Annotated in this window: 23 protein-coding genes and 1 pseudogene; 12 read left to right on the forward strand and 12 right to left on the reverse strand. The window is 72.7% G+C overall.

Translation table 11 applies throughout. From position 1 onward, the window contains the following. Window positions 1–2 precede the first annotated feature (2 nt). The 3 genes from ACRAKH_RS29940 to ACRAKH_RS29950 all read right to left on the reverse strand — a co-directional run bounded on the left by ACRAKH_RS29940 (window position 3) and on the right by ACRAKH_RS29950 (window position 4,493). Window positions 3–1,919, reverse strand: a complete 1,917-nt coding sequence (locus ACRAKH_RS29940) for an ATP-binding protein (protein WP_380724597.1) — start codon at window positions 1,917–1,919, stop codon at window positions 3–5. A 65-nt stretch (window positions 1,920–1,984) separates the two neighbouring features. Beyond that, on the reverse strand, window positions 1,985–3,589 hold the full coding sequence (locus ACRAKH_RS29945) for a carboxyl transferase domain-containing protein (protein ID WP_380724582.1): 1,605 nt from the start codon (window positions 3,587–3,589) through the stop codon (window positions 1,985–1,987). Window positions 3,590–3,704: 115 nt separating this feature from the next. Beyond that, on the reverse strand, window positions 3,705–4,493 hold the full coding sequence (locus tag ACRAKH_RS29950; protein WP_380724581.1) for an SGNH/GDSL hydrolase family protein: 789 nt from the start codon (window positions 4,491–4,493) through the stop codon (window positions 3,705–3,707). 182 nt (window positions 4,494–4,675) lie between these two features. On the opposite strand from ACRAKH_RS29950, the gene ACRAKH_RS29955 reads away from it, so the two are divergent. Together ACRAKH_RS29955 and ACRAKH_RS29960 are read left to right on the forward strand one after the other, a co-directional pair. After that, complete coding sequence (locus ACRAKH_RS29955) at window positions 4,676–5,260, forward strand: SACE_7040 family transcriptional regulator (protein WP_380724580.1); 585 nt, start codon at window positions 4,676–4,678, stop codon at window positions 5,258–5,260. 72 nt (window positions 5,261–5,332) lie between these two features. Beyond that, window positions 5,333–7,483: a phospholipase A2 gene (locus tag ACRAKH_RS29960; RefSeq protein ID WP_380724579.1), complete on the forward strand. Its 2,151-nt coding sequence runs from the start codon at window positions 5,333–5,335 to the stop codon at window positions 7,481–7,483. Here the strand turns inward: ACRAKH_RS29960 and ACRAKH_RS29965 are convergent. From ACRAKH_RS29965 to ACRAKH_RS29980, 4 genes and pseudogenes are all read right to left on the reverse strand, one after another. Beyond that, a pseudogene (locus ACRAKH_RS29965) lies at window positions 7,484–8,362 on the reverse strand (acyltransferase family protein); the annotation flags it as partial. It abuts the gene before it with no gap. Then, a complete protein-coding gene (locus ACRAKH_RS29970; RefSeq protein WP_447009435.1) occupies window positions 8,359–9,033 on the reverse strand; it encodes an alpha/beta hydrolase in 675 nt (224 codons plus the stop codon). The pseudogene ACRAKH_RS29965 and the gene ACRAKH_RS29970, both read right to left, overlap by 4 nt. A gap of 63 nt (window positions 9,034–9,096) precedes the next feature. Beyond that, a complete protein-coding gene (locus ACRAKH_RS29975; RefSeq protein ID WP_380724286.1) occupies window positions 9,097–9,744 on the reverse strand; it encodes a response regulator in 648 nt (215 codons plus the stop codon). A gap of 147 nt (window positions 9,745–9,891) precedes the next feature. After that, window positions 9,892–11,016, reverse strand: a complete 1,125-nt coding sequence (locus tag ACRAKH_RS29980) for a sensor histidine kinase (protein WP_380724287.1) — start codon at window positions 11,014–11,016, stop codon at window positions 9,892–9,894. Window positions 11,017–11,207: 191 nt separating this feature from the next. On the opposite strand from ACRAKH_RS29980, the gene ACRAKH_RS29985 reads away from it, so the two are divergent. After that, window positions 11,208–11,708 carry a hypothetical protein gene (locus ACRAKH_RS29985; RefSeq protein ID WP_380724288.1) on the forward strand — a complete coding sequence of 167 codons (501 nt, stop codon included), beginning with the start codon at window positions 11,208–11,210 and terminating at the stop codon, window positions 11,706–11,708. Between the two features lie 150 nt (window positions 11,709–11,858). Next, entirely contained in the window at window positions 11,859–13,418 is a 1,560-nt protein-coding gene (locus ACRAKH_RS29990) for a cellulose binding domain-containing protein (RefSeq protein ID WP_380724289.1), read from the forward strand. Window positions 13,419–13,520: 102 nt separating this feature from the next. Here ACRAKH_RS29990 and metX read toward each other — a convergent pair whose 3' ends face one another. Both metX and ACRAKH_RS30000 read right to left on the reverse strand, forming a co-directional pair. Continuing rightward, window positions 13,521–14,597, reverse strand: coding sequence for a homoserine O-acetyltransferase MetX (gene metX / locus ACRAKH_RS29995; RefSeq protein WP_380724290.1), 1,077 nt, complete (start codon window positions 14,595–14,597; stop codon window positions 13,521–13,523). Beyond that, window positions 14,594–15,883 (reverse strand): bifunctional o-acetylhomoserine/o-acetylserine sulfhydrylase, encoded by a 1,290-nt coding sequence (locus ACRAKH_RS30000; RefSeq protein WP_380724291.1) that lies wholly within the window; start codon window positions 15,881–15,883, stop codon window positions 14,594–14,596. The genes metX and ACRAKH_RS30000 overlap by 4 nt, the downstream gene beginning before the upstream one ends. A 233-nt stretch (window positions 15,884–16,116) precedes the next feature. Between ACRAKH_RS30000 and ACRAKH_RS30005 the strand changes: the two genes are divergently transcribed. After that, window positions 16,117–17,133, forward strand: coding sequence for a Gfo/Idh/MocA family protein (locus tag ACRAKH_RS30005; protein WP_380724292.1), 1,017 nt, complete (start codon window positions 16,117–16,119; stop codon window positions 17,131–17,133). Window positions 17,134–17,163: 30 nt separating this feature from the next. Next, a complete protein-coding gene (gene rdmE, locus ACRAKH_RS30010; RefSeq protein ID WP_380724293.1) occupies window positions 17,164–18,717 on the forward strand; it encodes an aklavinone 12-hydroxylase RdmE in 1,554 nt (517 codons plus the stop codon). On the opposite strand, the gene ACRAKH_RS30015 is transcribed toward rdmE, so the two are convergent. Further along, the gene (locus ACRAKH_RS30015; protein ID WP_380724294.1) at window positions 18,714–20,006 is read right to left on the reverse strand and encodes an MFS transporter; all 1,293 of its coding nucleotides are present in this window, start codon (window positions 20,004–20,006) and stop codon (window positions 18,714–18,716) included. The genes rdmE and ACRAKH_RS30015 overlap by 4 nt on opposite strands. Before the next feature lie 155 nt (window positions 20,007–20,161). Between ACRAKH_RS30015 and ACRAKH_RS30020 the strand changes: the two genes are divergently transcribed. From ACRAKH_RS30020 to ACRAKH_RS30040, 5 genes are all read left to right on the forward strand, one after another. Next, window positions 20,162–20,515 (forward strand): SSI family serine proteinase inhibitor, encoded by a 354-nt coding sequence (locus ACRAKH_RS30020; protein WP_380724295.1) that lies wholly within the window; start codon window positions 20,162–20,164, stop codon window positions 20,513–20,515. Between the two features lie 297 nt (window positions 20,516–20,812). Further along, window positions 20,813–22,726: an ABC1 kinase family protein gene (locus tag ACRAKH_RS30025; protein ID WP_380724310.1), complete on the forward strand. Its 1,914-nt coding sequence runs from the start codon at window positions 20,813–20,815 to the stop codon at window positions 22,724–22,726. Window positions 22,727–22,755: 29 nt separating this feature from the next. Further along, window positions 22,756–23,535 carry a hypothetical protein gene (locus ACRAKH_RS30030; RefSeq protein WP_380724296.1) on the forward strand — a complete coding sequence of 260 codons (780 nt, stop codon included), beginning with the start codon at window positions 22,756–22,758 and terminating at the stop codon, window positions 23,533–23,535. Continuing rightward, a complete protein-coding gene (locus ACRAKH_RS30035) occupies window positions 23,528–23,842 on the forward strand; it encodes a winged helix-turn-helix domain-containing protein (protein ID WP_380724297.1) in 315 nt (104 codons plus the stop codon). The genes ACRAKH_RS30030 and ACRAKH_RS30035 overlap by 8 nt, the downstream gene beginning before the upstream one ends. Beyond that, entirely contained in the window at window positions 23,839–24,324 is a 486-nt protein-coding gene (locus tag ACRAKH_RS30040) for a glutathione peroxidase (protein ID WP_380724298.1), read from the forward strand. The genes ACRAKH_RS30035 and ACRAKH_RS30040 overlap by 4 nt, the downstream gene beginning before the upstream one ends. A gap of 87 nt (window positions 24,325–24,411) precedes the next feature. Here ACRAKH_RS30040 and ACRAKH_RS30045 read toward each other — a convergent pair whose 3' ends face one another. Then, window positions 24,412–24,663 carry a transcriptional regulator gene (locus ACRAKH_RS30045; protein WP_380724299.1) on the reverse strand — a complete coding sequence of 84 codons (252 nt, stop codon included), beginning with the start codon at window positions 24,661–24,663 and terminating at the stop codon, window positions 24,412–24,414. A gap of 504 nt (window positions 24,664–25,167) precedes the next feature. On the opposite strand from ACRAKH_RS30045, the gene ACRAKH_RS30050 reads away from it, so the two are divergent. Further along, window positions 25,168–26,535, forward strand: coding sequence for a hypothetical protein (locus ACRAKH_RS30050; protein WP_380724300.1), 1,368 nt, complete (start codon window positions 25,168–25,170; stop codon window positions 26,533–26,535). Here the strand turns inward: ACRAKH_RS30050 and cutA are convergent. Then, entirely contained in the window at window positions 26,532–26,867 is a 336-nt protein-coding gene (gene cutA / locus ACRAKH_RS30055; RefSeq protein ID WP_380724301.1) for a divalent-cation tolerance protein CutA, read from the reverse strand. The genes ACRAKH_RS30050 and cutA overlap by 4 nt on opposite strands. Window positions 26,868–26,914 lie beyond the last annotated feature (47 nt).

Here is a 26,914-nt window from a genome sequence, read left to right on the forward strand (position 1 = left end):
GCTCACTCCTGGTGGGGGACGACGACGGCTAGGGTTTCGTCCAGCGCGACCTGTCGGCCCGCCTGAACACGCACATCGGTGAGCACGCCGTCCACGGGTGACGTGACGGTGTGCTCCATCTTCATCGCTTCGACCACGAACAACGCCTGCCCCGCGGTGACGTGGTCGCCCTCCGCGGCACGCACCACGAGCACCGTGCCCGGCATCGGGCTGGTCACCGGACCGCCGCCGGACGCGGCCGCCGACGACGACACCTCGGACGGCAACGTCTCCGTCAACGCCCAGGCGTGCCCGTCCGCGCCGAGCCACAGCACGTTGCCGGACCGGGCCACCGCGTACCGGCGACCGCCGACGACCAGCGTCGACCCGTCGAAGGAAGCGTTGAGCCGCAACGGTTCCCGACCGCCCACGGACACCTCGTCGCCGCGCACCCGGACCTCGACCCCGTCGATCAGCCACCGGGTCCACGCGTGCTCGCCGACCCGCCAGCCGCCCGACCGCTCCCACGGGTCGTCGCCGCGCACGGCGAGCTGCCGCTCCAGCGCCGCCGCGGCCAGCACCTCGTCCGGGACGTCGTGGCGCACCAGCGACTCCAGCTTGCGCTCCACCAGCCCGGTGTCGAGCGCGCCCGCGCGCACGTCCGGGTCCGCCAGCAGCGCCCGCAGGAACGGGATGTTCGTCGTCACGCCGAGCACGACCATCCGCCCCAGCGCGGCGTCCAACCGCCGCAGCGCCTCGGCCCGCGTCGAGCCGTGCGCGATCACCTTGGCCAGCATCGGGTCGTAGTCGCTGCCGACCGCCAACCCGACCCGCAGGGCCGAATCCACCCGCACGTCCGACGGCTCGTGCAGCGCCAGCACCGTGCCGCCGGTCGGCAGGAACCCGCGCGCCGGGTCCTCGGCGTACACGCGGGCCTCCACGGCGTGCCGGGACAGCTCCACCGAGGTGAACCCCAGGGGCTCCCCCGAGGCCACGCGCAACTGCCACTCGACCAGGTCGACGCCGGTCGCCAGCTCGGTCACCGGGTGCTCGACCTGGAGCCGGGTGTTCATCTCCATGAAGAAGTAGTCGCCGGTCGAGCCGTCCACGATGAACTCGACCGTGCCCGCGCCGACGTACCCGACGGCCTTCGCCGCCTCGACGGCCGCCGTGCCCATCGCCTCGCGCATCTCCGGCGTGACCAGCGGCGACGGCGCCTCTTCGATGATCTTCTGGTGCCGCCGCTGGAGGCTGCACTCGCGCTCGCCCAGGTGCACCACGCCGCCGTGCGCGTCGGCGAGCACCTGGATCTCGATGTGCCGCGGGTCGGTGACGAACCGCTCGATCAGCAGCGCGTCGTCGCCGAACGACCCGCGCGCCTCCCGCCGGGCCGACTCGATGGCGTCCCGCAGGCCGTCGCCGGACTCCACCAGCCGCATGCCCTTGCCACCGCCGCCCGCGGACGGCTTCAGCAGCACCGGGAACCCGATCTCGGCGGCGGCGGCCACCAGGTCGTCGTCCGTCATGCCGACCTCGGTGCGCCCCGGCACCACGGGCACGCCGGCCGCCGCGACGGTGAGCTTGGCGCGGATCTTGTCGCCCATCGCCTCGATCGCGTCGGCGGGCGGGCCGATGAACACCAGCCCGGCCTTGTCGCACGCCCGCGCGAAGTCGGCGTTCTCGGCGAGGAACCCATACCCGGGGTGCACGGCCTGCGCGCCGCTCGACACGGCGGCCTCGATGATCCGCTCGATCGACAGGTAGCTCTCCCGGGCCGCGGCCGGCCCGATCCGCACCGCCACGTCGGCCATCCGCACGTGCAGTGCGTCCACGTCCGCGTCGCTGTGCACCGCGACCGACCTGATCCCGAACCGGCGCAGCGCGCGGATCACCCGCACCGCGATCTCGCCGCGGTTGGCCACCAGGACGCTGTCGAACATCTCGTGGGCGAACCTCTCGCCGCCGACCATCTCGTGGGTCACCCTCTCGCTGCCGGCCATCCCCATCACATCCGGAAGACGCCGTAGGACACCGGCTCGATCGGGGCGTTCGCCGCCGTGGACAGGGCCAGGCCGAGCACCATCCGGGTGTCCATCGGGTCGATGACGCCGTCGTCCCACAGCCGGGCCGTGGAGTAGTACGGGTTGCCCTGGTCCTCGTACTGCTGCCGGATCGGGGCCTTGAACGCCTCTTCCTCCTCGGCCGACCACGCGTCGCCGAGCTGGTCGCGCCGCACCGTCGCCAGCACGGACGCCGCCTGCTCGCCGCCCATGACGGAGATCCGGGCGTTCGGCCACATCCACAGGAACCGGGGCGAGTACGCCCGCCCGCACATGGAGTAGTTGCCCGCGCCGAACGACCCGCCGATGACGACGGTGAACTTCGGCACCCGCGCGCACGCCACCGCGGTCACCATCTTCGCGCCGTGCTTGGCGATGCCCGCCGCCTCGTACTCGCGGCCCACCATGAACCCGCTGATGTTCTGCAGGAACACCAGCGGCACGCCGCGCTGGTCGCACAGCTGGATGAAGTGCGCGCCCTTCAACGCCGACTCGCCGAACAGCACGCCGTTGTTGGCGACGATGCCGACCGGGTGGCCGTGGATGCGCGCGAACCCCGTCACGAGGGTCGTGCCGTACTCCTTCTTGAACTCCTGGAACCGGCTGCCGTCGACGACGCGGGCGATCACCTCGCGCACGTCGTACGGGGTGCGGCTGTCCGTGGGCACGACGCCGTACAGCTCGGCGGGGTCGACCGCGGGTTCGACGGTCGGCTCCACCTGCCACGGGCGCGGGGCGCGCGGGCCGAGCGTGCTGACGATCGACCGGACGATCCGCAGCGCGTGCGCGTCGTCCTCGGCCAGGTGGTCGGTGACGCCGGACGTGCGGGAGTGCAGCTCGCCGCCGCCCAGCTCCTCGGCCGTGACGACCTCGCCGGTCGCGGCCTTCACCAGCGGCGGGCCGCCGAGGAAGATCGTGCCCTGGCCGCGCACGATGACGGCCTCGTCGGACATCGCGGGCACGTACGCGCCGCCCGCCGTGCAGGAGCCGAGGACCGCGGCGATCTGCGGGATGCCCCGGCTGGACATCGTGGCCTGGTTGAAGAAGATCCGGCCGAAGTGGTCGCGGTCCGGGAACACCTCGTCCTGCCTGGGCAGGAACGCGCCGCCGGAGTCGACCAGGTAGACGCACGGCAGGTGGTTCTGCGCCGCGACCTCCTGCGCGCGGAGGTGCTTCTTGACCGTCATCGGGTAGTACGTGCCGCCCTTGACGGTGGCGTCGTTGGCGACCACCACGACCTCGCGGCCGGAGACGCGGCCGACGCCCGTGATGACGCCGGCGGCGGGCGCCTCGTCGCCGTACAGGCCGTCGGCGGCCAGCGGCGACAGCTCGAGGAACGGCGAGCCGGGGTCGAGCAGGGTGTCGACGCGGTCGCGGGGCAGCAGCTTGCCGCGTTCCACGTGCCGGGCGCGTGCCTTCTCCGGGCCGCCGAGGGCGGCCGTGCGGAGCTTGTCCCGCAGCTCGCGGACGAGCCGCGCGTGCTCGTCGTGGTAGCGCCGGAAGGCGTCGGCCGACTTGTCGGCCGTGCTGCGCAGCACCGGGGCGTCCATCGGGCTCCTCGCGGTTAGCAGTCGTTAACCTGAGGAGATGTTAGCGCTTGTTAACGGAGGTTCACAAGCCGGAGGGGGCCGCCCGGGCGACCCCCTCCGGTGTGGCGCCTCGCGCTCAGCCCGTGACGGCGGTGAGCTGGGGGAGGTAGCCGAGGCGCTGGCCGTTGCGGTTCGGGTGGTAGGACTCCTCCACCGGCCAGGTCAGGCTGTTCATCCACCAGTCGGACGAGCAGATCTCGTGACCGGTGAACGGCCCGCGCAGGTCGCGGTACGTGAACGCCTTGGCGGCGGCGCGACCGGAGATGACCTGGTGCAGGGTGTCGGACGCGCCGTTGATCGCCGAGCGCTTGGTGTCGCTCAGGCCGACGTTGCAGGAACCGGGCACCTTGTAGAGGCGCGGGTAGCCCATGACGACGACCCGGGCGGACGGCGCGCGGTTGCGGATCTGCGTGTAGACGTTGTCGAGCAGGCCGGGCAGGGTGCCGGTCGCGTACGCCTTCGCCTGGTTCACGCGGTTGACGCAGTCCTGGTCGGACCCGAACGTGCAGGTGGTGATCACGTCGGTGAACCCGGCGTCGTTCCCACCGATCGAGATGCTGACCAGGGACGTCGCCGTGGTGAGCGCGGCGACCTGGTTGGCCAGCACGTCACCGGTCCGGGCGCCCGAGCAGGCGACGAACTTGAACGACGCCGGCGCGTGCGAGGCCGCCCACAGCGCGGGGTAGCTGTAGGGACTGCGCTTGCAGCCGCCGGAATCGCCGTAGTACGAGCCGGTGCCCGTGCCGGAGGAATACGAGTCGCCGAGCGCGACGTAGTTGTCGCCGGCGGCTTCGGCCGGCACGACGAGCGCCAGTGAAGCGGCGACGGCCAGCGCCGCGCTGGACAGGAATCGGACAAGGCGCATCGGAGCCTCCCGGAGGGAAACAACGCAGGGTGTGATGCGGAGCACAACAAGAGTTACCAGCAAGTAGGGCGAGAGAAGAAGAGTGGGTCAAGAGTTAACTACGTGTTTCGGCGACCGGTTGGTGATCTTCCGGCGACCACTCGGTTAACGCACGTTTACGTGCATTGGGCCGTCCGTTTAAGATGAGCGGCGTGCCAGCCGAGCCAGCGAAGCAAACCCGTCGGGACCAGATCCTGGCCGCCGCCGCGGAACTGTTCGCCCGGCACGGCTTCCACGGCGTCGGGATCGACGACATCGGCGCCGCTGTAGGCATTTCCGGGCCTGCGCTGTACCGGCACTTCCGCAGCAAGGACGCGATGCTCGGCGAGATGCTGACGTCCATCAGCGAACGGTTGCTGGAAGGCGGGCAGGCGCGCGTGGCCGCGTCGACCGACCCGGCGCACGCACTTCGGGAATTGATCGGGTGGCACGTCGACTTCGCGCTCGACGACCCCGCGCTGATCACCGTGCAGATCCGGAACCTGGCCAACCTGACCGACCCGGACCGGCGGCGCGTGCGCGCGTTGCAGCGCCGGTACGTCGAGGTGTGGGTGGAGACGATCCGCAAGACCTCGCCCGAGGTGGACGAGCCGACCGCCCGCGCCGCGGCGCACGCCGTCTTCGGGCTGATCAACTCGACCCCGCACAGCGCCCACCTCGACCGCGACCAGATGGCCACCCTGCTGTCCCAGATGGCCCTGGCCTCGCTGGCGGGCGCGCTGCCGTAACCCCGTCCGGCCAGGGTGTTTGGCGGCGGTCGCGCCGATCCGTAACCTGGGCGGCCAATGGGTGACGCGGCGGTGAACAGCACCGGGGGGTGGCCGGGGCTCCGGTTGCTCGCCCGCCTGCCCGCCTGGTTCCGGTTCCCGCTGGTCGCGCTGGCCGTGTTCGTCTGCGGCGTGATCGCGTCCCGCCCGGCGGGCGCCACGGACACCACCCCGCTCACCGGCGACGTCGCCACCGCCGCGAACGCCGTCCGGGCGATGGCCCACCCGGACCGGGACAACCCGCTCGTCGAGTTCCCGGCGGACTTCAACCGGGTGGCCAACCGCTCACCCAGGGCCGTCACCGCACCCGACGGGACGGTACGGGCCATCGACCCCGGCGGCGGCTGCTCCGGCCCGGCGGGCGACACGGAGTGGGACTTCGGCACCGGCTGCCGTGCGCACGACCTCGGCTACGACCTCCTCCGCTACGCCGAGCACAAGGGCCGCCCGCTCGCCCCGGACGCCCGCAAGGCCCTCGACGCGCGCCTCTCGCAGGACATGCACGCCCAGTGCGACGTCAACCCGCGCGGCCACGCCGCCCGCTGCCACGCCACCGCGCGCCTCTACGCCGCCGGGCTGGAGTTCAACTCGTGGCGGCAGCGGTGGGGACCGCCGGGCCACGAACCGGTCCTCGCGTGGGGCTTCGGCAGCGCCGTCGTCGTCTTCCTGCTCCTGGCCCGCCTGCCCCGCCCGGCCCGACGCCGGGAACCGGTGGCGGCGCCCGAACCCGCCGACCCGCCGCGGCCACGCCTGACGGGTGACCGCTACGCCACGTTCCTGCGCCTGGCCGCGCTCGGCCTGGTCGTCATCGGCCAGTCGTTGCTCACCGTGCTGCACTGGTCCGGCGTGAGCGCGGGCTGGCTGTGGCTGCTCACGTGGGCGCTCCAGGTGGCGCCGGTGTTCTACTTCGCGGGCGGCCACGCCAACCTCACGAGCTGGCACGCCGTGCAGGCCGAGCACGGCGGCTACGGCCGCTACCTGTCGGCCCGCATCTCGTGGCTGCTGCGGCCGGTGCTCGCGTTCGTGCTGGCGTGGCTGGTCCTGCCGCTGCCGCTGGAACTGCTCGACGTGGACAAGTCGCGGGTCGAGGTGTTCGGCCGGCTGATCGCGCACCCGCTGTGGTTCCTCGGCGTCTACCTGGTGGCCGTCGCCGCCACCCCCGTCATGGCCTGGCTGCACCGCAACGCCCGCCTGGTCACGCCGGTGGCGCTGGTCGCGGCCATGCTGCTGGTCGACGGGGTCAGGATCGGGTTCGAGTGGCGCACCGGCGGCTACCTCAACCTCGTCCTCGGCGCGCTGCTGCTCCAGCAGCTCGGCTTCCACTACGCCGACGGCGGCCTGCGCCGCCTGCCGCGCGGGGTCCTCGCCGCCGTCGCGCTCGCCGCCGTGCCCGCGCTGCTCGCGCTGATCGCGTTCGGCGGCTACCCCCGCACGATGATGCCGCTGCCCGGCGAGCGGGCCTCGAACCTCAGCCCGCCCACGGTCTGCCTGCTCGTCCTCGGGCTGGCCCAGATCTGCCTCGTGCTGCTGCTCAAGCCCCGCGTCACGGCGTGGCTCGCGGGTCACGGGCCGTGGCGGGTGGTCGAGTTCGCCCGCGCCACGCCGATGACGGTGTACCTCGGGTACCTCACCGTGCTGGCCGCCGTCGTCGGCCTGCTCGGCGTGCTGGACGCCCCGGTCACGTTCGACTGGGCCGCCCGGCCCCGCTGGCTGACCCTGCTCGTGCTGCTGCTCCTGCCGGTGTTACTGGCGTTCCACCGGTTCGAGCGCAACGCCGCCCTCAGCCCGTGCCGCACCCGCGAGACCCACCGCACCCGGCTCGCCGTCACGCTCGGCGCGGGCTACGGCGTGCTGGGCGTCCTCGGGTTCGTCGTCACCGGGTTCGCGGGCGCGGCGGGCACCCTCGTCGTGTTCAAGGTCGACCCGCTGCAGAACCTCATCCACCTGCTGCTCGGCTGGTACCTGCTGCACACCGCGCACGCCGGCACGTGCCACCGCAGGCGGCCCTGGCTGCTCACCGCGCTGGCCTGCGTCCCGCCGCTGCTGGTGCTGGAGCCCACCGGCGCGATGGTCGCCCTGCACGGCGCCACGATCGCGGCCGCGCTGCTGGCGGCGATACCGAAGCAGCACCAGGCAGACGCCGCCGAACACGGGCAGCCACGTCCCGCGCTCCAGCACCCATAGCGCGTCCGCCGGCGGCGTGTGCAGGCCGCGCAGCGCGCCGAACGCCGAGCCCGCCAGCGTCACCGCCAGCAACGCGCTCTGGTGCACCAGGAAGATCGGCAACGCCCGCGCGTTCACCGCGTCCGCCCGGAACGACGGCCGCACCAGCAGCACCAGCCCCACCTGCGCCAACGCCAGCGCCAGCGCGGCCGCGGACGGCGGCGACAGGTTCGACTCCGCCGCGCCCGGCACCCCGACCGCGCTCACCGGGTAGCCGGCGGCGAGCAGCGCGGCGAACGCCACCCCGCCGGCCGTGAGCAGCGCCCCACCCCACGACCGGCGCAGCCCGCGCCGCGCGACCAGCACGCCCACCTGCCACGGCGCCCACCACACCGCGACGACGTTCACCCAGTCGGCATTCGCCCACCCGGCGTCCACGGTGGCCACCAGCACGACCGGAATCGCCACACCCCACCACCCGAACCGCGCCAACAAGGGCGTGAACGCGGCCAGCACCACGTACACACCGAGGAACCACAACGGCGTGACGACGAGGTACCCGACCGTCAGCACGGTCTGCTGCGGCAACCCGCGCATCGACAGTCCGAACAGGACAGCGGCCCACACCCCGAGCAGCACCACCACCGGCGGCACGAGCCTGCGCACCCGCCGCCACCACGGCGACCGCGACCGCGCCGCGCCGAACCCGCCGGTGAAGAAGAACAGCCCCAACGTCTGGAACACCCAGCTCACCGGGGCCAGCTCGGGCATCCACCGCAGCGGGCTGTCCACCACCAGCCCGTCACCCGTCAGCACCACGGCCGTCACCAGCCAGTGCCCCGCCACCACGCCGACGATCGCGATGGCCCGCGTCGCGTCGACCACCGGGTCGCGGGTCACGGCGCCTCACCCACCACGATCCGGCCCAACGCCCGCAAGGACCGCGTGCCGGGCCGGAAGTACTCGTCGTGCGCCGCGTCGCCGACGTCGAACACCCGCGCGCCGAACCGCGGGTCCACCGGGTCCGGCCCGTGCCCCAGGTCGCCCAGCCGGACCGCCGGCACCCACCGCGTCCAGTCCCGGCCGCCGCGCGCCGCCCACACCCGCACGGCGGGGTCCGCCGACTCCACCCGCACCCCCGGCGCGCCGAGGAACACCACGTCGTCCACGGCGGGCCGGGCCAGCGCGCACACCACCGACCCGTAGCTGTGGCACAGCAGGCGCACGTGACCGGGCAGCGTCCGGACGTACTCGGCGAGCGCGACCGCGCCGGCCCGCGCCAGCCGCCCGCCGGCCGCGTCCACGCCCAGCCCGGACGGCGTCCGGTAGCCGAGCCACGCCACCACCGCGACGTCGTCCCGCCCGACGGACGCGTGCAGGTCGCGCGCCATCCGCCCGACCGTGGCGCCGAACGTCGCACCGTCCACATCGGACCCCGGCACGACCACCGCGACGTGCGCGGCGCGCGCCAGGTCGCCGTGGACCTCGACGCGCGGGGTGAACGCGGGCGGATCGCCACCCGGCGTCACCAGCACCAGCAACGCGGCCAGGACCGCGATCTTCTTCGGCATGCCGCCGAAGCTAGGGAGGTGACGGCCCGGTGATCGTCACCCCGCGGTGCCGAGTGGACGGCCCTACCGGGGTACGACGAGACCGGACTCGTAGGCCGCGATCACGGCCTGCGCCCGGTCGCGCAGGCCCAGTTTCATCAGGACACGGCTCACGTGGGTCTTCACCGTCTGCTCGGCCAGCACGAGGTGCGCCGCGATCTCGCCGTTCGAGAGGCCCTGCGCGATCAACCGCAGCACCTCGGTCTCCCGCTCGGTCAACGCGCCCAGCGCCGCCGGCTTCACCACCCGCACCGGCTGCGCCTTGACGAAGTCCTCGATGAGCCGCTTGGTCACCGACGGCGCGAGCAGCGCGTCCCCGCGCGCCACGACCCGGACGGCGGCCAGCAGCTCGCTCGCGGGCGCGTGCTTGAGCAGGAACCCGCTGGCACCGGCGCGCAGCGCCTCGTACACGTAGTCGTCCAGGTCGAACGTGGTCAGCACGAGCACCTTGACCGGGTCGTCGGCCAGCAGGCGGGTCGCGGTCAGGCCGTCCATCTCGGGCATCCGCACGTCCATCAGCACCACGTCCGGGCGCAGCCGGCGCACCTCGCCGACGGCGGCGACGCCGTCACCGGCGGACCCGACCACGGTGATGTCCGGCTGGGCGGCGAGCAGCGCCGAGAAGCCCTCCCGCACCATCTCCTGGTCGTCGGCGACCAGCACCCGGATCACGCCCGCACCGCCTTCACCACAGCAACCCCCGCCACGCAGACACCCACGACTCCGGCCCACACCCCACCGGCCCACACCACGCCAACCCAGCAGCGCCGCCCCACAGCCCGCCGACCACCACCCCGCCGCCCCACACCCCGCCGGCCGTCACCGCGACCCCACCGGAATCGACGCCCGCACCTCGAAGCCCCCGTCCGCGGTCGGCCCGGCGCTCATCGAGCCGCCGTGCACCGCCACCCGCTCCCGCATGCCCCGCAGCCCGTGCCCGCCGCCACCGCCGAGCGACGGCCCACCCACCCCGTTGCGCACGACGACCCGCAGCTCCTCCCCCACCACCTCGACGGTCACCGCCGTGGTCGACCCCGGCGCGTGCCGGGCCGCGTTCGTCAGCGCCTCCTGCACGATCCGGTACGCGGTCAGCCCGACGGCCTCCGGCACCTCGGCCTCGGTCACGGCGGCGTCCGCGTGCAGCGCCCTGATGTCGGCCAACCCCGGCTGCGGCGCGCGGTCGGCCCGCTGACCGTCGGCCCGCAGCACGCCCAGCAGCTGCTGCATGTCCGTGATCGCGGCCCGCGCCGCCGCGCCCAGCTCGGCGAACTCGCGCCGGGCCGCCTCGGGCAGGTCCGCGATCCGGTAGGGCGCGGTCTCGCAGCGGACCACCACCATCGACATGTGGTGCGCGACGACGTCGTGCATCTCGCGGGCGATCCGGGCGCGTTCGACCAGCGCCGCCTTCTGGTCCCGCTCGGAGTGGAACCGCTGCTCTGCCCGCCCGCGCGCGCCGAACGCGTACCCGAGCAGGAGCAGGAGGAGCAGCATGCCGATCGTGGGCAGGGTGCGCTCGGACACGCCCGGCCCGCTGGTGGAGGCCGCCACACCGGCCGTGACCAGGCCGACGACCAGCACGACCCGGCCGCTGTGGATCATGCCGACGGCCAGCAGCACGGGGACGTACCAGCACCACTGCCACGCGCCGAACACCGTCGGCTCGGCGGGCAGCAGCATCCGGGTGGCCACCAGGCCGGCGGTGGCCAGCCGCCAGGCCCCCAGCGTCGAGCGCAGCAGGAGCACGAAGCTGCCGCCGACGAGCGCGAACAGCAGCGGCCACCAGCCGTCCGGCTCCTCCAGCGAGACGTACTCCTGGCTGACGCCGATGGCGATGACCAGGCCGTAGCCGAGCACGGCCACGTCGGTGACGCGCCGGTGCCGGAACCGCTCGAAGACCCGCGTGCGGTCGCGGAGCAGCACGACCTGGAGGAGAGTGCGGATCACGGTCCCGATGCTAGGCGGCGGCCCCGTCCGGCACATGCCACCTCGGGTTGTCATACCCCGGTAGCACCCATACCGGAGCGGCACCCGCCGGACAAGCCGTTGCGGCAGGCGAACACCACCATGTAGTCAATACGACAGAGCGGCACTACGGCAGAGCTGTGCGCCCCTACTCCGTGTTGGAAGATGGCTGAATGCACCCGCAGCAAGATCCGGATCGCTGGGCACGGCTCCAGGCCGTGGCCGGTGAAGCCCTGACCGCCACCAAGGTCGGGGAGGACGCTGTCGCGGTAGACCTGGTCACCGGCTACCTCAGCGGCTCCCCCGAGGGCAACGAGGAGATCCGGGAGCTGGTGCTCCTGCTGTTCTCCGAGTGCAGCGCGATGGTGGCCGCCCTCGGCTCGGGCGGCGCGACGCCGGTCAAGATGCAGGTCTTCGACGAGGACGGGCAGGAGGTGCCGATCGACGACGCCGACCCGCCGGTCCGCACCGCGATCCGCACGCTCCTCGCCGAGGTGCACGGCGACGAGGAGGCGGCGGCCGAGCAGATCGAGATCGCCCTGGCCAACGGGCAGCCGCAGGAGCTGGCCACGGTGGTGCTCCAGGCCCTGCGCTGGACGGTGAAGCTGGCGCTGGAGTGCGCGATGCGCGACCTGCCCGTCTCCACGTGGATCGCCACCGCCCTCGAAGACTGACCGTTTCGTCCCGGTCTGCCCGTTTCCTCCCGGCCGTCGCCGGACCCACCGCGAGACCCGTCGGTAAAGAGCCTTGCCATTCGCCGTGGTCTAGACCACTCTCCGAGGTGGGCGCGATTCACCCTGCCACTCCGCCGAGGGAGACTCCTCATGTCACGACGACTGGGTGCGCTGCTCGCGACGAGCGCACTCGCCATCGGTTCCCTGCTCATCGGTCCGGCCGCGTCAGCGGCGCCGGGCGTCACCGCCACCTTCGCCAAGACCCAGGACTGGGGCAGCGGCTTCGAGGGCAAGTTCACCGTCGCCAACGGCGGCCCCACCGCCATCAGCTCGTGGCGGATCGAGTTCGACCTCCCCGCGGGCACCTCGCTCGGGTCGTACTGGGACGCCTTGGTCACCCGAACGGGTGATCACTACGTGGCGACCAACCGCGACTACAACGGCGCCGTCGCCGTGGGCGCGTCGGCGAGCTTCGGCTTCGTCGGCACCGGCTCCGGCGCGCCGCTCAACTGCACCGTCAACGGCGCTCCCTGCACCGGCGGCGGCAGCGGCGACACCACCGCGCCGAGCGTGCCCGGCGGTCTGCGGGTCACCGGCACGACCGGCAACTCGGTGTCGCTGGCGTGGACCGCGTCGACCGACAACGTCGGCGTGACCGCGTACGACGTGTACCGGGGCGCCTCCGTCGCCACCACCGTCACCGGCACGACGGCGACCGTCACCGGCCTGACCCCCTCCACCGCGTACACCTTCACGGTGCGGGCGCGTGACGCGGCCTCGAACACCTCGGGCCCGTCGAACCAGGTCTCGGCGACCACCCAGCCGGGCGTCACGCCGCCCGGCGGCCGCGGCGCGCCGTACCTGTTCCTCGGCTGGGGCAACCCGCCCGCGCCCGCCACGATCATGAACGCGACCGGCGTCAAGTGGTTCACGATGGCGTTCGTGCTGTCGTCCGGCGGCTGCAACCCCGCGTGGGACGGCAACCGGTCCCTGACCGGCGGCATCGACGCGCAGGCCATCCAGCAGATCCGCGCGGCGGGCGGCGACGTCGTGCCGTCGTTCGGTGGCTGGAGCGGCAACAAGCTCGGCCCGAACTGCGCCACCCCGCAAGCGCTTGCGGGCGCGTACCAGCAGGTCATCAACGCCTACGGGCTGAAGGCCATCGACATCGACATCGAGAACACCGACGAGTTCGAGAACGCGGTCGTGCAGGACCGGATCCTGGAAGCCCTGAAGATCGTCAAGCAGAACAACCCGGGCATCCAGACGATCGTCACCTTCGGCACCACGACCACCGGCCCGAACTCCTGGGGCAACCGGCTGATCGAGCGGGCCGCGGCGATCGGCGCGAACATCGACGTGTTCACGATCATGCCGTTCGACTTCGGCAGCTCGAACATCGGCACGGACACGATCAACGCCGCCACCGGGCTCAAGAACAAGCTGAAGACCACGTTCGGGTGGTCCGACGCGGAGGCGTTCCGGCACGTCGGCATCTCCGGCATGAACGGCCTGTCCGACCAGCGCGAGGTCACCACCACCCAGACGTGGACGCAGCTCCGTGACTGGTCGAAGGCCAACGGGCTGTCCCGGTTCGCGTTCTGGGCGGTCAACCGCGACCGCGGCGGGTGCGACGGCCAGGTGGCGTCGAACTGCAGCGGCATCCCGCAGGCGGACTGGGAGTTCACCCGGATCACGGCCGGCTTCTAGTCGGCAGAGCGGGTTCCGGCCAGGCCGGCTTCCGGTCGGTCGAGCCGGGCTCCGGCCGGGTTCCGGCGGCTGAACCGGGGTTCAGCCCGGTTCAGCTCCGGTTCAGCCGGTGCCGAGCACGTCGTCGACCAGCTTCGACACCTGGTCGACCTCGATGAGGAACGCGTCGTGGCCGTGCGGCGAGGTCACGACGCGCAGGTCGCCGGCGCCGGGAACGGCGTCGGCGATCTCGGCCTGCCGGCGCAGTGGGTACAGGCGGTCGGAGTCGATGCCCGCCACCACGGTCCGCGCGGTGACGCGCCGCAGCGCCGCCCGCACCCCGCCCCGCCCGCGCCCGACGTCGTGGCTGTTCATGGCCTCGGTGAGGGTCACGTAGCTGGCCGGGTCGAACCGGCGGACGAGCTTGTCCGCGTGGTGGTCGAGGTAGGACTCCACGGCGAACCGGCCGTCGTCCTGCACCGCCCGCCCGAACCGGGCGTCCAGCTCCGGCTCGCTGCGGTAGCTGACGTGGGCGATCCGGCGCGCCACGCCGAGCCCGCGCACGGGGTCGAGCCGGATGGCGTGCAGCTGGGCGGACGCCAACGCGATGTTCTCGGCCGTGGACGCGGCGGGCGCGGCCAGCACCAGCAGGGCGCGCACCCGGTCCGGTTCGGACACCGCCCACTCCAGCGCCCGCATCCCGCCCATGGAGCCGCCCAGCACGGCGGCCCACGCGTCGATCCCCAACGCGTCGGCCAGCTGCACCTCGGCCGCCACCTGGTCCCGCACGGTGAGCCGCGGGAACCGCGCGCCCCACGGCCTGCCGTCCGGGGCGGTCGCCCACGGCCCCGTGGTGCCCTGGCACCCGCCGAGCACGTTGGGCGCCACGATGAACCACCGCGCCGGGTCCAGCGCGCGCCCCGGACCCACGAGGCCGTCCCACCAACCGGGGGTCGGGTGGCCGGGCTCGGCCGGACCGGCGACGTGGCTGTCACCGGTCAGCGCGTGCAGCACCAGCACGGCGTTCGACCGGTCCGCGGCCGGCGTGCCCCAGGTCTCGTACGCGATCCGGAACGGCAGGCCGGGCAGCGCGCCGCGGAACCACCGCCGTCGCCCGTTCGGGTCCCCCTCCCGCCACCCGCCGGCGGCGGGAGGGGTCTCCCCGACAGTGGACCCGAAGCCCGGAGGACGTGACGTCACAGCACCGACTTCGCGGCGCGGAAGCCCGCCTCCAGGTCCGCCTTGAGGTCGTCGACGGCCTCGATGCCGACCGAGAGCCGCACCAGTCCCGGCGCGACCCCCGCCACCAGCTGCTCCTCCGGCGTGAGCTGGGCGTGCGTGGTGCTGGCCGGGTGGACGACCAGGCTGCGCACGTCGCCGATGTTGACGAGCTGGCTGAACAGCTCGACACCGTCCACGAAGGCCCGGCCCGCCTCCACCCCGCCGCGCAGCTCGAACGACACCACGCCGCTCGCGCCGGCCGGCAGGTACCTGCGCGCCAGGTCGTGCCACGGGCTCGACGGCAGGCCCGCGTAGTGCACCTTCTCCACCTCGTCGCGCGACTCCAGCCACCGCGCCAGCTCCAGCGCGTTGGCGGAGTGCCGGTCGATGCGCAGCGACAGCGTCTCGATGCCCTGCAGGATCAGGAAGCTCGTCAACGGGGCGATCGCCGCGCCGGTGTCGCGCAGGCCCTGCACCCGCAGCTTCGCCGCGAACGCGCCGTGCCCGAGCGCGGGCCAGTACCGCAACCCGTGGTAGCTCGGGTCGGGCTCGGTGAAGTCGGGGAACCTCGCCGCGTCGGAGAACTCGAACGTGCCGCCGTCCACGACGATGCCCGCGACCGCGGTGCCGTGCCCGCCCAGGTACTTGGTGGCGGAGTGGATGACGATGTCCGCGCCGTGCTCGACCGGCCGCACCAGGTACGGCGTCGGCACGGTGTTGTCCACGGCCAGCGGCACGCCGGCCTCGTGCGCGACCCCGGCGACGGCCGCGATGTCCAGCACGTTGCTGCGCGGGTTGGCCAGCGACTCGGCGAAGAACAGCTTGGTGTTCGGCCGCACCGCCGCGCGCCACGCGTCGAGGTCGTCCGGATCGTCCACGAAGGACACCTCGATGCCGAGCTTCGGCAGCGTGTAGTGGAACAGGTTGTACGTGCCGCCGTAGAGCGACGCGCTGGTCACGAGGTGGTCGCCCGCGCGGGCGACGTTGAGCACGGCGCCGGTGACGGCGGCCTGGCCGGACGCGAACGCCACCGCCGCCACGCCGCCCTCCAGCGCCGCGACCCGCTGCTCCAGCACGTCCTGGGTGGGGTTGTTGATGCGGGTGTAGATGTTGCCCGGCTCGGCCAGGCTGAACAGCGCCGCGCCGTGCGCCGAGTCGCGGAACACGAACGACGTGGTCTGGTAGATGGGCGTGGCACGGGCGCCGGTGGCGGGATCGGGCGCGGCGCCGGAGTGGACCTGCTTGGTGTCGAAGGACCAGGACATGCCGAAGACTCCTGTCTTACCGGGTTGATCGTTTTTCGGGCACGCCGAGGAGACCGGGAACCCGGGTGCGTGCGAGAGGTTGAGGCGGATCAGCCGAGACGACAGGCCATGCTGGTGACGCGCACGTAATCCACGTGCCGCCGTGCCACGAGCGGACTCATGACGCTGAAAGTAGCGGTGGGTCACCGTCCACGACAGGGCGTCCACGACGTGGGAAGCCTAGGGTTTTCCGCATGCGCACCGCACTCATCGGTTACGGGCTCGGCGGAGCCGCGTTCCACGCCCCGTTCCTGTCCACCACGCCCGGCCTCGCGTTCGCGGCCGTGGTCACCGGCAACCCCGACCGGCGGGCCGAGGTCGCGGCCCGGTACCCCGACGTCGAGCTGATCGCCTCGGTGGACGACGTGTGGCGGCGGGCGGACGACTTCGACCTCGTCGTGGTGACCACGCCGAACCGGTTCCACGCCGCGCACGCCCGCACCGCGTTGGAGTACGGCCTGAACGCCGTGGTGGACAAGCCCTTCGCGGCGTCCGCCGCCGAGGCGCGCGAGCTGGCCGAGCTGGCGGAGTCGCGCGGGTTGCTGCTCGCGCCGTTCCACAACCGGCGCTGGGACGGCGACTTCCGGACGGTGGCGCGGCTGGTGCGCGAGGGCGCGCTGGGCGACGTGCACCGGTTCGAGTCGCGGTTCGAGCGGTGGCGGCCGGAGGTGCGGGAGGGCTGGAAGGAGTCCTCGGACCCGGCCGACCTGGGCAGCATCGTGTTCGACCTCGGCACGCACCTGGTGGACCAGGCGGTGGCGTTGTTCGGGCGGCCGACGGGCGTGTACGCGGAGGTGCGGACGTTGCGGCCGGCGGCCCACGCGCACGACGACGCGTTCCTGGCGCTGACCCACCCGTCCGGGGCGGTGTCGCACCTGTGGGCGTCGGCGTTGGCGGCGGCGCCGGGCCCGCGGTTCCGCGTCCTCGGCAGCCGGTCGGCGTACCTGAAGCACGGGATGGACCCGCAGGAGGAGGCGTTGAAGGCGGGCGCGGTGCCCGGCGGCGAGGGGTGGGGCGAGGACCCGGTGGACCGGTGGGGCGTGCTCGGGTCGGAGCCCGTGCGCACGGAGGCCGGGGCGTACCAGGAGTTCTACGCGGCCATCGCCGCCGGTCAGGCCCCGGTCCCGGTGGCGGACGCGATCACCGGGCTGGAAGTGGTCGAGGCGGCCTTCGAGTCGGCGCGCACGGGCACTGTCATCTCTCTTGCCTGACAAGTTTCTTTGTGGCTAAGATTCTTAGTCATGAGAGACGAGTGTGCGCAGGTCGTGGTGGTCGGTGCGGGGTTGGGCGGGTTGTCCGCCGCGGTGTTCCTCGCGCAGCAGGGCATCGGGGTGCTGGGGATCTCCAAGCACCGGGGGACGTCGCCGCACCCGAAGGCGGCCGGGCAGACGCACCGCACGATGGAGCTGCTGCGCCGCGCGGGGGTCGCGGACGAGGTGCTGGCGGGCAGCGCCGGCGTGGCGGGCGGGCTGGTGATCAAGGTCGCGGAGAGCCTGCGCGGCCGGGTGTTTCACACGATCGTGCACGAGGACGACGAGCTGGACACCGGGCTCAGCCCCGAGCGGCACGGGATGTCCGGCCAGGACCACGTCGAGCCGGTGCTGCTGCGCCGGGCCCGCGAGCTGGGCGCGGACGTGCGGTTCGAGACCGAGCTGGTGTCGTTCGAGCAGGACGACGACGGCGTGACGGCGCTCGTGCGGGACCGGCCGTCGGGGCGGGAGTGGACCGTGCGGGCGGACTACCTCGTCGCCGCCGACGGCCACCGCGGCGCGGTCCGCGAGGCCCTGGGCATCGCCCGGCAGGGGCGGGGCCCGTTGTCGCACCACATCGGCGTGGTGTTCGACGCGGACCTGGCCGACCACCTCGTCCAGGACAGGTTCACCCTCTTCTACCTGCGCAACCAGGCGTTCACGGGCGTCCTGGCCGCGACGAACACCGAGCGCCGCAACGTGTTCACGGTCGAGTACGACCCCGCGCGCGAGTCCCTCGCGGACTACCCGCCGCAGCGGTGCGCCGAGCTGCTGCGGATCGCGACCGACGTGCCGGACCTGGAGCCGGACATCGTGGAGGTCACGGCGTGGGAGATGGCGGCGTGGGTGAGCGACCGGTTCCGGTCCGGGCGGGTGTTCCTGGTCGGCGACGCGGCGAAGGTGACCCCGCCGACCGGCGGACTCGGCGGCAACACCGCGATCGGCGACGGGCACGACATCGCCTGGAAGCTGGCCGCGGTGCTGAAGGGCGAGGCGGGGCCCGGCCTGCTCGACAGCTACGAGGCCGAGCGGCGGCCGTACGCGGAGCTGGTGGTGGACGGGTCGTTCGCCAACTACGTCCAGCGGTTCGCGCCCCACCTGGCCGGCCCCGACGTGCCGGAGCCGATCGACCCGCTGCGCCTGGTGCTCGGCTACCGCTGCCGTTCGGGCGCGGTGCTCGTCGAGGACGACGACCCGGCCCCGATGGAGGACCCCGCCCAGCCCAGCGGACGGCCCGGTTTCCGCGCGCCCCACGTGACGGTGGAGCACGACGGCGCGGTGAAGTCCACAGTGGACCTCTTCCGCGGCTGGACCCTCCTCACCCTCAACCCCGACTGGGCGGCCGCCGACGTGACGGCCCCGCCGGCACTGGACGTGCCCGTCGTGCGCGACACGACCGGCGAGCTGGCCAAGCGCTACGGCATCGGCGAGGAGGGCGCGAGCCTGATCCGCCCGGACGGCGTGGTCGCCTGGCTCGACCCGGAGCGCCCGACCGACGCGACCGCCCAGGTGACCGCCGCCCTGACCGCCGTCCTGTCCCGCTAACCCGGCGAGCGCGCCGGTTCGGCGGCGGACCGGCGCAGCGTCTCCCCGATCGTCAGCAGGCACAGGGCGCTGACCAGCGCGCCGGCGATCAGGTACAGCGAGATCGGCCACGAGTCGTGCGTCGGCGTGGCGCCCAGCAGCCACGCCGCCACGACCGGGGACAGCCCACCGCCCAGCACCGCGCCCAGCTGGTAGCTCAACGACACGCCGCTGTACCGCACCCGCGTGCCGAACAGCTCGGCGTAGTAGGCGGGCATCGGGCCGAACACCGCCGCCGAACCCGCGAACGCGAGCACCATCGCGAGCACCACCAGCCCCGGCGACCGCGTCTCCAGCAACCAGAAGAACGGGAACGCGATCAGGCCGAGGAACGCCACCCCGCCGAGCATCACCGGCAACCGCCCCAGCCGGTCGGACAGCCGCGCGAACACCAGGATCGCCACCGCCTGCGAGAACGCGCCGATCAAGCCGGCGTTCAGCAACGTGCCGCGCGCCATGCCGAGCTGCTTCGTCCCGTACGACACGGCGAACGTCGCCACCACGAAGATGAACATGTTGAACCCGAGGTTCACGCCCGCGCCGAGCAGCACCCGTCGCCACGAGTGCCGCAGCACCTCGGCCACGGGCAGCCTCACCGCGCCCGCCGCGTCCCGCGCCCGCCGGAACGCCGGGCTCTCCTCCACCGACAGCCGCACGTACAGGCCGACGCCCACGAGCACCAGGCTGAACAGGAACGGCACCCGCCAGCCCCAGTCGAGGAACGCGTCGCCGGACACCGCGGTGGACGCCGCCATCGCGCCGTTGGCGAGCAGCAACCCGATGGGCGACCCGAGGAACGTCCAGCTGCCGTACCACCCGGTGCGGCCGGCCGGGGCGTGCTCGACCGCCATCAGCGTCGCGCCGCCCTGCTCGCCGCCGAGGAAGAACCCCTGCACGACCCGCAGCAGCACCAGCAGCAGCGGCGCGGCCAGCCCGATGGACGAGTACGTCGGCAGCAGCCCGATCGCCGCCGTGCACACGCCGGTGGCGGTCAGCGTCAGCACGAGCATGGACCGCCGCCCGACGCGGTCGCCGAAGTGGCCGATCACCACCCCGCCCAGCGGGCGGGCCAGGAAACCCGCGCCGAACGTGGCGAACGCGAGCAGCGTCCCGATCCGGGGGTCGAAGGAGGGGAAGAACAACTTGTCGAACACGAGTGCCGACGCCGTGCCGTAGAGCAGGAAGTCGTACAACTCCACCGCGTTGCCCGCGCTGCTCGCCAGGGCCACCCTGCGCACGTGGGAAGCCATCCACCCACCCTGGCCCGACGGTCGCGCGCCGCCACCTCGACCGTGACCCACGTCACACGGAAGTACTGCGGCCCGCCGGGTCGACAACGGGGGCAGGACCACACGATCCGGTGAGTTCCCTGGAGGTCGGGGTGCGGTGCGGCCAGGGTGATGACATGGCACCACTCCCCCTGTTGGCGGCGATGGCCGCCCTGGCACCCACGTTCGCCGCGCCGGAGTCGAGCTTCGTGCTCACCGTCCTGCGCGGCGACTCGCTCCGGGTGACCGACCTGACGTGCGAGCCGGCCGGCGGCCTGCACCCGCGGGCCGAACAGGCCTGCCTCGCGCTGTCCGATGTGGACGGTGAGATCGGCGGCCTGTCGACCGGCCAGGGCTTCTGCACGCTGGAGCACGACCCGGTGGTGGTGCGGGCGTCCGGCACGTGGCGCGGCGAGACGCGCTCGTTCGAGGCGGTGTACCCGAACCCGTGCGTGATGCGCGCCGAGACCGGCCCGGTGTTCGACCTCTGACGGTCGAGGCGTCGGCGCCCGGACCGCAGAGGGGTCCTCCGACACCGCCGCCGAAGTCGTGGACCCCCCTGCGGGGTTCGGGAGGTCGTCGGACCTCTTCGCCCGACCGTAGGATTCCGCCGCCCATTCGTCAAGAATCTTCACATTCTTGAATCGCGCGGTGCGGCCGGAACCCGCGCGACGATCACCCGCCGAACACCCGACCTGACCCGTCCGAGTGATCGGATCTCTCCTGACGGCCCAACCCGTCTCAGGCCGGTCGCTCTATCCTCCGCGCGAACCACTTGGGGGATGACGATGGGTGACTTCCTGCTGTACACGGTGGGCGTTCCGGTGACGTTCCTGCTGTTGGTGACGGGCATCGCGCTGGCCGCGCGGCGCATCCTCGGCCTGCACGTCGGCCTGATCCGCACCGCGCTCGCGTGCCTGGTCGGCCTGTCGCTCAGCGAGGCCGCGCTCAGCGCCATGCCGACCCCGGAGACGACGCCCGCGCTCGCCACCGTGCAGGTCGGCATCTCGCTGCTGCTGATGATCGCCCTGCTGACGTTCGGCGAGATCGTCGTGCCGACCGGGTCGATCCCGCCGCCCACCGAGTGGTGGCGCACGCTGCGCCGCCGGCTCGCCCGCACCCGCCGGTACTCGCGGATCACCGCGATCGCGTTCCGGCACGGCCTCGGCCCGTACCTGCGCGGCCGGGAGCGCACCGACACCCGGCTGGCCCGGTCGCTGCGCCTGGCGCTGGAGGAGGGCGGCGTCACGTTCGTCAAGCTCGGCCAGGTGCTGTCGACGCGGCCCGACCTCCTGCCCGCCGACGTGGTGGACGAGCTGACCCGGTTGCAGGACAAGGTGCCCGCGGCGCCGTGGGCGGGGGTGCGCGAGGTGCTGGTGGCGGAGCTGGGGCACCCGCCGGAGGAGGTCTTCGCCGAGTTCGACGAGGAGCCGATCGCCGCCGCGTCCGTCGCCCAGGTGCACCGCGCCCGGCTCAAGACCGGCGAGGACGTCGTGGTGAAGGTGCAGCGGCCCGGCGTGCGGCGGGTCGCCGAAGGCGATCTCGACATCGTGAACCGGCTCGCCGGCACGCTGCACGCCAAGACGCGGTGGGGCAAGGCGATCGGCGTGCGCGACCTGGCCGCCGGGTTCTCCACCGCGCTGCTGGAGGAGCTGGACTTCCGGGTCGAGGCGCGGAACCTGGCGGCGGTGCGGGCGGCGTCCCCGGACCCCGGCGTGGTGCTGCCCGCCGTGCACGAAGACCTGTGCACGGAACGCGTCCTGGTGATGGAACGGCTGGACGGCGTGCCGGTGCGGTCGGCCCCGCTGCGGTCGGTGGACGGCGACGCGCTGGCCCGGTCGCTGCTGGACGCGCTGCTGCGCCAGGTGATGGTCAGCGGCGTGTTCCACGCCGACCCGCACCCCGGCAACATCCTGCTGCTGCACGACGGCAGGCTCGGCATGCTCGACTTCGGCTCGGTCGGCCGGATCGACAGCCAGCTGCGGGCGGCCCTCGGGACGTTGCTGCTCGCCATCGAGCGCCGCGACCCGGCCGGGATGCGCGACGCGCTGCTGGAGCTGGTGACGCGGCCCGACGAGATCGACGAGCAGCAGCTGGAACGCGCGCTCGGGCAGTTCATGGCACGGCACCTCAGCGACGGCATGCGGCCGGACGTCGAGATGTTCGGCGACCTGTTCAAGCTGGTCTACCGGTACGGGCTGAGCATCCCGCCGGAGATCGCGGCGGTGTTCCGGGCGCTGGCGACGGTGGAGGGGACGCTGGCCGCGCTGTCGCCGGGGTTCAACATCGTGGTCGAGTCGCGGGCGTTCGCGGAGCAGCAGCTCAGGGAGCACATGACGCCGGAGTCGCTGCGGCGGACGGTGACCGAGGAGCTGCACTCGATGCTGCCGATGCTGCGCCGGCTGCCCCGTAGGGCGGAGCGGATCTCCAGCGCGTTGGAGCAGGGCAGGCTCGGGCTGAACCTGCGGTTGTTCGCCGACGAGCGGGACCGGCAGTTCGTCGTCTCGCTGCTGCACCAGGTGATGCTGACCGTGCTGGGCGCGACGGCGGGTGTGATGGCGGTGCTGCTGCTGGGCGCGGACGGCGGGCCGCGGGTGGGTCCGGACCTCTCGCTGTTCCAGCTGTTCGGCTACAACCTGCTGGTGATCAGCGTGCTGCTCGGGCTGCGGGTGGTGGTGACCATCTTCCGACCTCGGGGTTGACGCCTGGTTTGCCGTGCAAACTCGACTGCATGGCAGACTTGTTGGGCGACCTGGCCGCGCTGCGCCGCCGGGCGCGGGAGGACCGGCACGCCTACCCGTTCCCGCTGCTGTTCTTCGGCGTCGCGTCGTTCCTGGCGATGCCGCTCTACGCGCCGGCCGGCCCCGCGCCACACCTGGTGGTGCACGAGATCAGCCTGAACCCGTTGACGGTGCTCGGCGCGGCCGCCGGTGTGCGGCACCCGTTGGCGCTGGGCCTGTACTGGCTCGCGGTGCTCGTGGCGGGCGCCCTCGCCACCGCCTGGTGGTACCGCGGGCGCGGCCGCCGCGTCGGCATCGAGACGTCGACCAGCGGTTACCTGGCCGCGTTGGCGATCGGGCTCGGCGCGCCGCTCGTCAGCATGGGCCTGGTCTGGTACCTGCCCAGGACGACGTTCGGGCTGTGGGGTCAGGGGCAGGCCACCGGCGTCGGCCTGGTCGTGATCCCGTTGGCGACCGTCCTGTGGCGCCGGAAGGCTCCGCGCGTCCTCACCGTGGCGGCGGCCGTCCTCGGCACGGCGGTGCTGCAGTACGCCCAGGCGTGGATCGGGCAGTTCATCGCGATCGGCCTCGGCCTGGTCGTGCTGGCGGCCGTGGAGCGCAGCACCAGGTTCACCACCACCACCGCGGCGTACCTGGTGGCGCTGTGCGTGACCGCCGGCTTCACGCCGCTGACCGTCACGCCCGCCACCGCGTGGTCGATGGGCAGCGTGGTGGTGCTGCCCGGATTTGTGCTCGTCGTCGGCGGTCTGGTGGGCTTGCGGCGTGGCTGAGCACCCGACCGCGTCGCTGGACGACGTCGTGCACCAGAAGCACCGGCTCGGCATCCTCACCGTCGCGGCCGAGGCGAAGCGGGTCGAGTTCGGGTACCTGCGGTCGACGTTGGAGCTGACGGCGGGCAACCTGTCGCGGCACATCGCCGTGCTGGAGCAGGCCGGGCTGGTCGCCGTGGAGAAGGGGTACGACGGCCGGCGGCCGCGCACGTGGGTCAGCGTGACCCAGGCCGGCCAGGCCGCATTGGATGCCGAGATGAGTGCCCTGCGCGCGTTGGTCGAGCGGCACGTAGCCTCGGGCGCATGAGCATCCACGACATCCCCGTGCACACCCTGTCCGGTGAACCGTCGAGCCTGGGTTCGTTGGCGGGCAAGGCGTTGCTGGTGGTGAACGTCGCGTCCAAGTGCGGGCTGACCCCCCAGTACCGCGGCCTGGAGCGGCTGCAGGAGCGTTACGGGGACGCCGGCTTCTCGGTCGTCGGCTTCCCGTGCAACCAGTTCGGCGGCCAGGAGCCGGGCACGGCGGAGGAGATCGAGACCTTCTGCTCCACCACGTACGGCGTGACGTTCCCCCTGTTCGAGAAGATCGAGGTGAACGGCCCGTCCCGCCACCCGCTGTACGCGGAGCTGACCCGGACCTCCGACGTCGACGGCGCGGCCGGCGACGTCCAGTGGAACTTCGAGAAGTTCCTGATCACCCCGACCGGCGAGGTAGCCGCCCGCTTCCGCCCGGCCACCGAGCCGGAGGACGAGGCCGTCGTGAAGGCGATCGAGTCGGTCCTCCCCTGACCGCCACTCCTCTGACCTCCTGACTCCCGGCCACCGGGGCCGCCCCACGGGACCGGCCCCGGCCCGGTTCCTCACCGGCAACGCGGGTCACCCGTTGTGGTCGACCTCGAACAGGTCTTCGAACGCCAACGGCGCAAGCGCCTTCAACGCGCCACCGATGAACCCCGCCCCCGGCAACTGCTCCCCCGCGCGCACGCGCTTCACCGTCGACCTGTTCACCCCCATCACCTTCGCGAGCGCGTACTCCGACCGGAACCCGGCCAACGCCACCGCGCGCCCGAACGCGTCCGCCCGCAGGCGCACCGCGTACCTCGGGCCTGCCGTGACGGCTGCGGTCATCGTGGATGGCTCCCCGGCCCCGACTCCCCGCAGCTCGAGGCATCCGACTCCGACCAGCCGCCGGACCAACCCGGCAGGCCTCGCCCCGGCACCTCGGGCCTCAAGGCGTGACGACTGGGCGACGGGTCCAACGCCGCCGCGAGCAGGTGCGCCTGACTGCCCAACTCGATCAGGAAGGCCGCCAACCTCGCCGGCCCGCCCGCACCTTCCGGCACTCCCACCAAGACCTCACCGGGGTCCATCGTCAACCGCAGCGCGTACCAATCCGTACCCGGCCGTTTGACGACCTCCGGCTTCGCGTTCGGGCCAGGCGTGAACAACCCGCTCACTTCCATGATCAGCCTTTCAGGGTCGCAGTCCATCGGGAGGTGTCACCGTGCGCATCGTCGGGCGTTCCCCCGGCCTGGCGTCCAAACTGGACGCATATGCGAACACCCAGGAGCCTGCACATATGTGTCCGACGCATACAGACTGGTCGTGACGCAGTGTGACACCTACACTCGTATGCGTAGCGAGATCCGAGGGGATCACATGTCAGAGGCTCCGCAGCACGGGGAGGAGTTCTGGTCCCGGCCGGAACTGGCACGGGCGCTGCGAGATCGACACTTCGGCAGGCTGATGCGTGCCTATCGACAGGCGCACAGCCCAGAGGTGAAACAAGTCGATCTTGCCCGGTGGATCGGCCGGACCCAGGGTCAACTGAGCCGCATCGAGCGTTCATCCGTCGCGGTCACGGATCTGAGAAAACTGCAACCGTGGGCGGAAGCCCTGAAGATCCCGGCACATCTGTTGTGGTTCGCGCTGCCCGCGAACACCCCGACCGGTATCGACAGCGAGGACGACGAGCGGCAGCAGGAAGGGGCAGACGTGCGACGCCGAGACCTGCTCAGGGCGGCGGGTGTCACCGCGGCAGCGGCGGGCGCCGACCTGATGATCAACACGCCGTGGCAACGGCTCACGGACTCCGTCGAGCGCGACAGACCGGTGGACGACGCCACCACACGTCTCGTGCAGGACCGGACCGCCGAGCTGTTCCAGACGGAAGAGACCGTGCCCGCCAGGCAGTTGCTCGACTCGCTGACGGCTCACGAGCGGGTGTTGCGGACCCTCCTGAAGAACGCACGTTCCGACTCCTCCAGGCGAACCCTGGCAGTCGCGCTCGGCGAGACCACCGCCCTCACCGGGTGGACCCTCTTCGACGTCGGACGGGGCAACGAGGCCGCGCACACGTGGCGCGAGACGCTCAAGATCGCCAAGGCGGTGGATGACGGTGCGCTCGCCGCGTGCGCGCTCGGCTACTGGAGCTACCTCGCCGCCTCGCGGAACGACACCGGCCCCGCGGTCAAGCTCTTGCAGCAGGCACACGACCTGGTGCCGGGTTCCTCCGCGCCGGCCACCCGGTCGTGGATCGCCGCCCGACAGGCGGAGGAGCTGGCCCGGCTGGGCGACGACACCGCGGCGTTGCGCGCCGTCGAACGCGCCATGACCGCCTTCGACTTCGCCCGGCCTCGCACCGAGCGCGCGTGGACGGGCTTCTTCTCCGCGAGCCGACTCGGCAGCCTCACCGTCTCGACCTACACCACCTTGCGCCGGACCGACGCCGACGCCGAGGCGCAGTCGCTGCTGAAGTCGCTGTCGCCCGGGGACAACAAGGTCCGCGCGCTGGTCCTGGCCGACCTGGCGGCAGCCGCGGCGTCGAGCAGGGACTTGGACAAGGCGGGCGAGCTCGCCACCCTGTCCGGGCGACTGGCTGTGCGGACCGAGGCGACCTTGGCGAAGACCCGGCTGCTGACCCTCGCGTCGACACTGCCCGCCGCGTGGAACGGCGCCGAGGCCGCGCTGCGGGAGAAGATCGCCACCGTCCTGCACTAGCTCCCGGCGACGGGGCGCGTCTCGTCAACCATCCACTGGAGGTAGGCGGGATTCCCGCCGACCACCGGGAGCGCCACCAGCTCCGGCGTGTCGTAGGAGTGGTTGGCCTTGACGAACGCGGTCAGTTCCTCGATCCGGTCGGCCGTGGTCTTGATCCAGAGCTGCCACTCCTGGTCGTCCTGGATCGCGCCGTCCCACCGGTAGATGCTGCGAATGGGGCCGCTGATCTGCACGCAGGCGGCCAGTCGCGCTGCAACGATCGCCTTGCTCAGCGACTCCGCTTCCTCCGCGCTGTCGGTCGTCGAAATGGCCACGATCTGCTCGGCGCTCATCTGGTCCCTCCGGTCGAACTCGTCTCACGAGCCTACGTCCGACCCCC

It is taken from the genome of Saccharothrix hoggarensis, assembly GCF_052936025.1.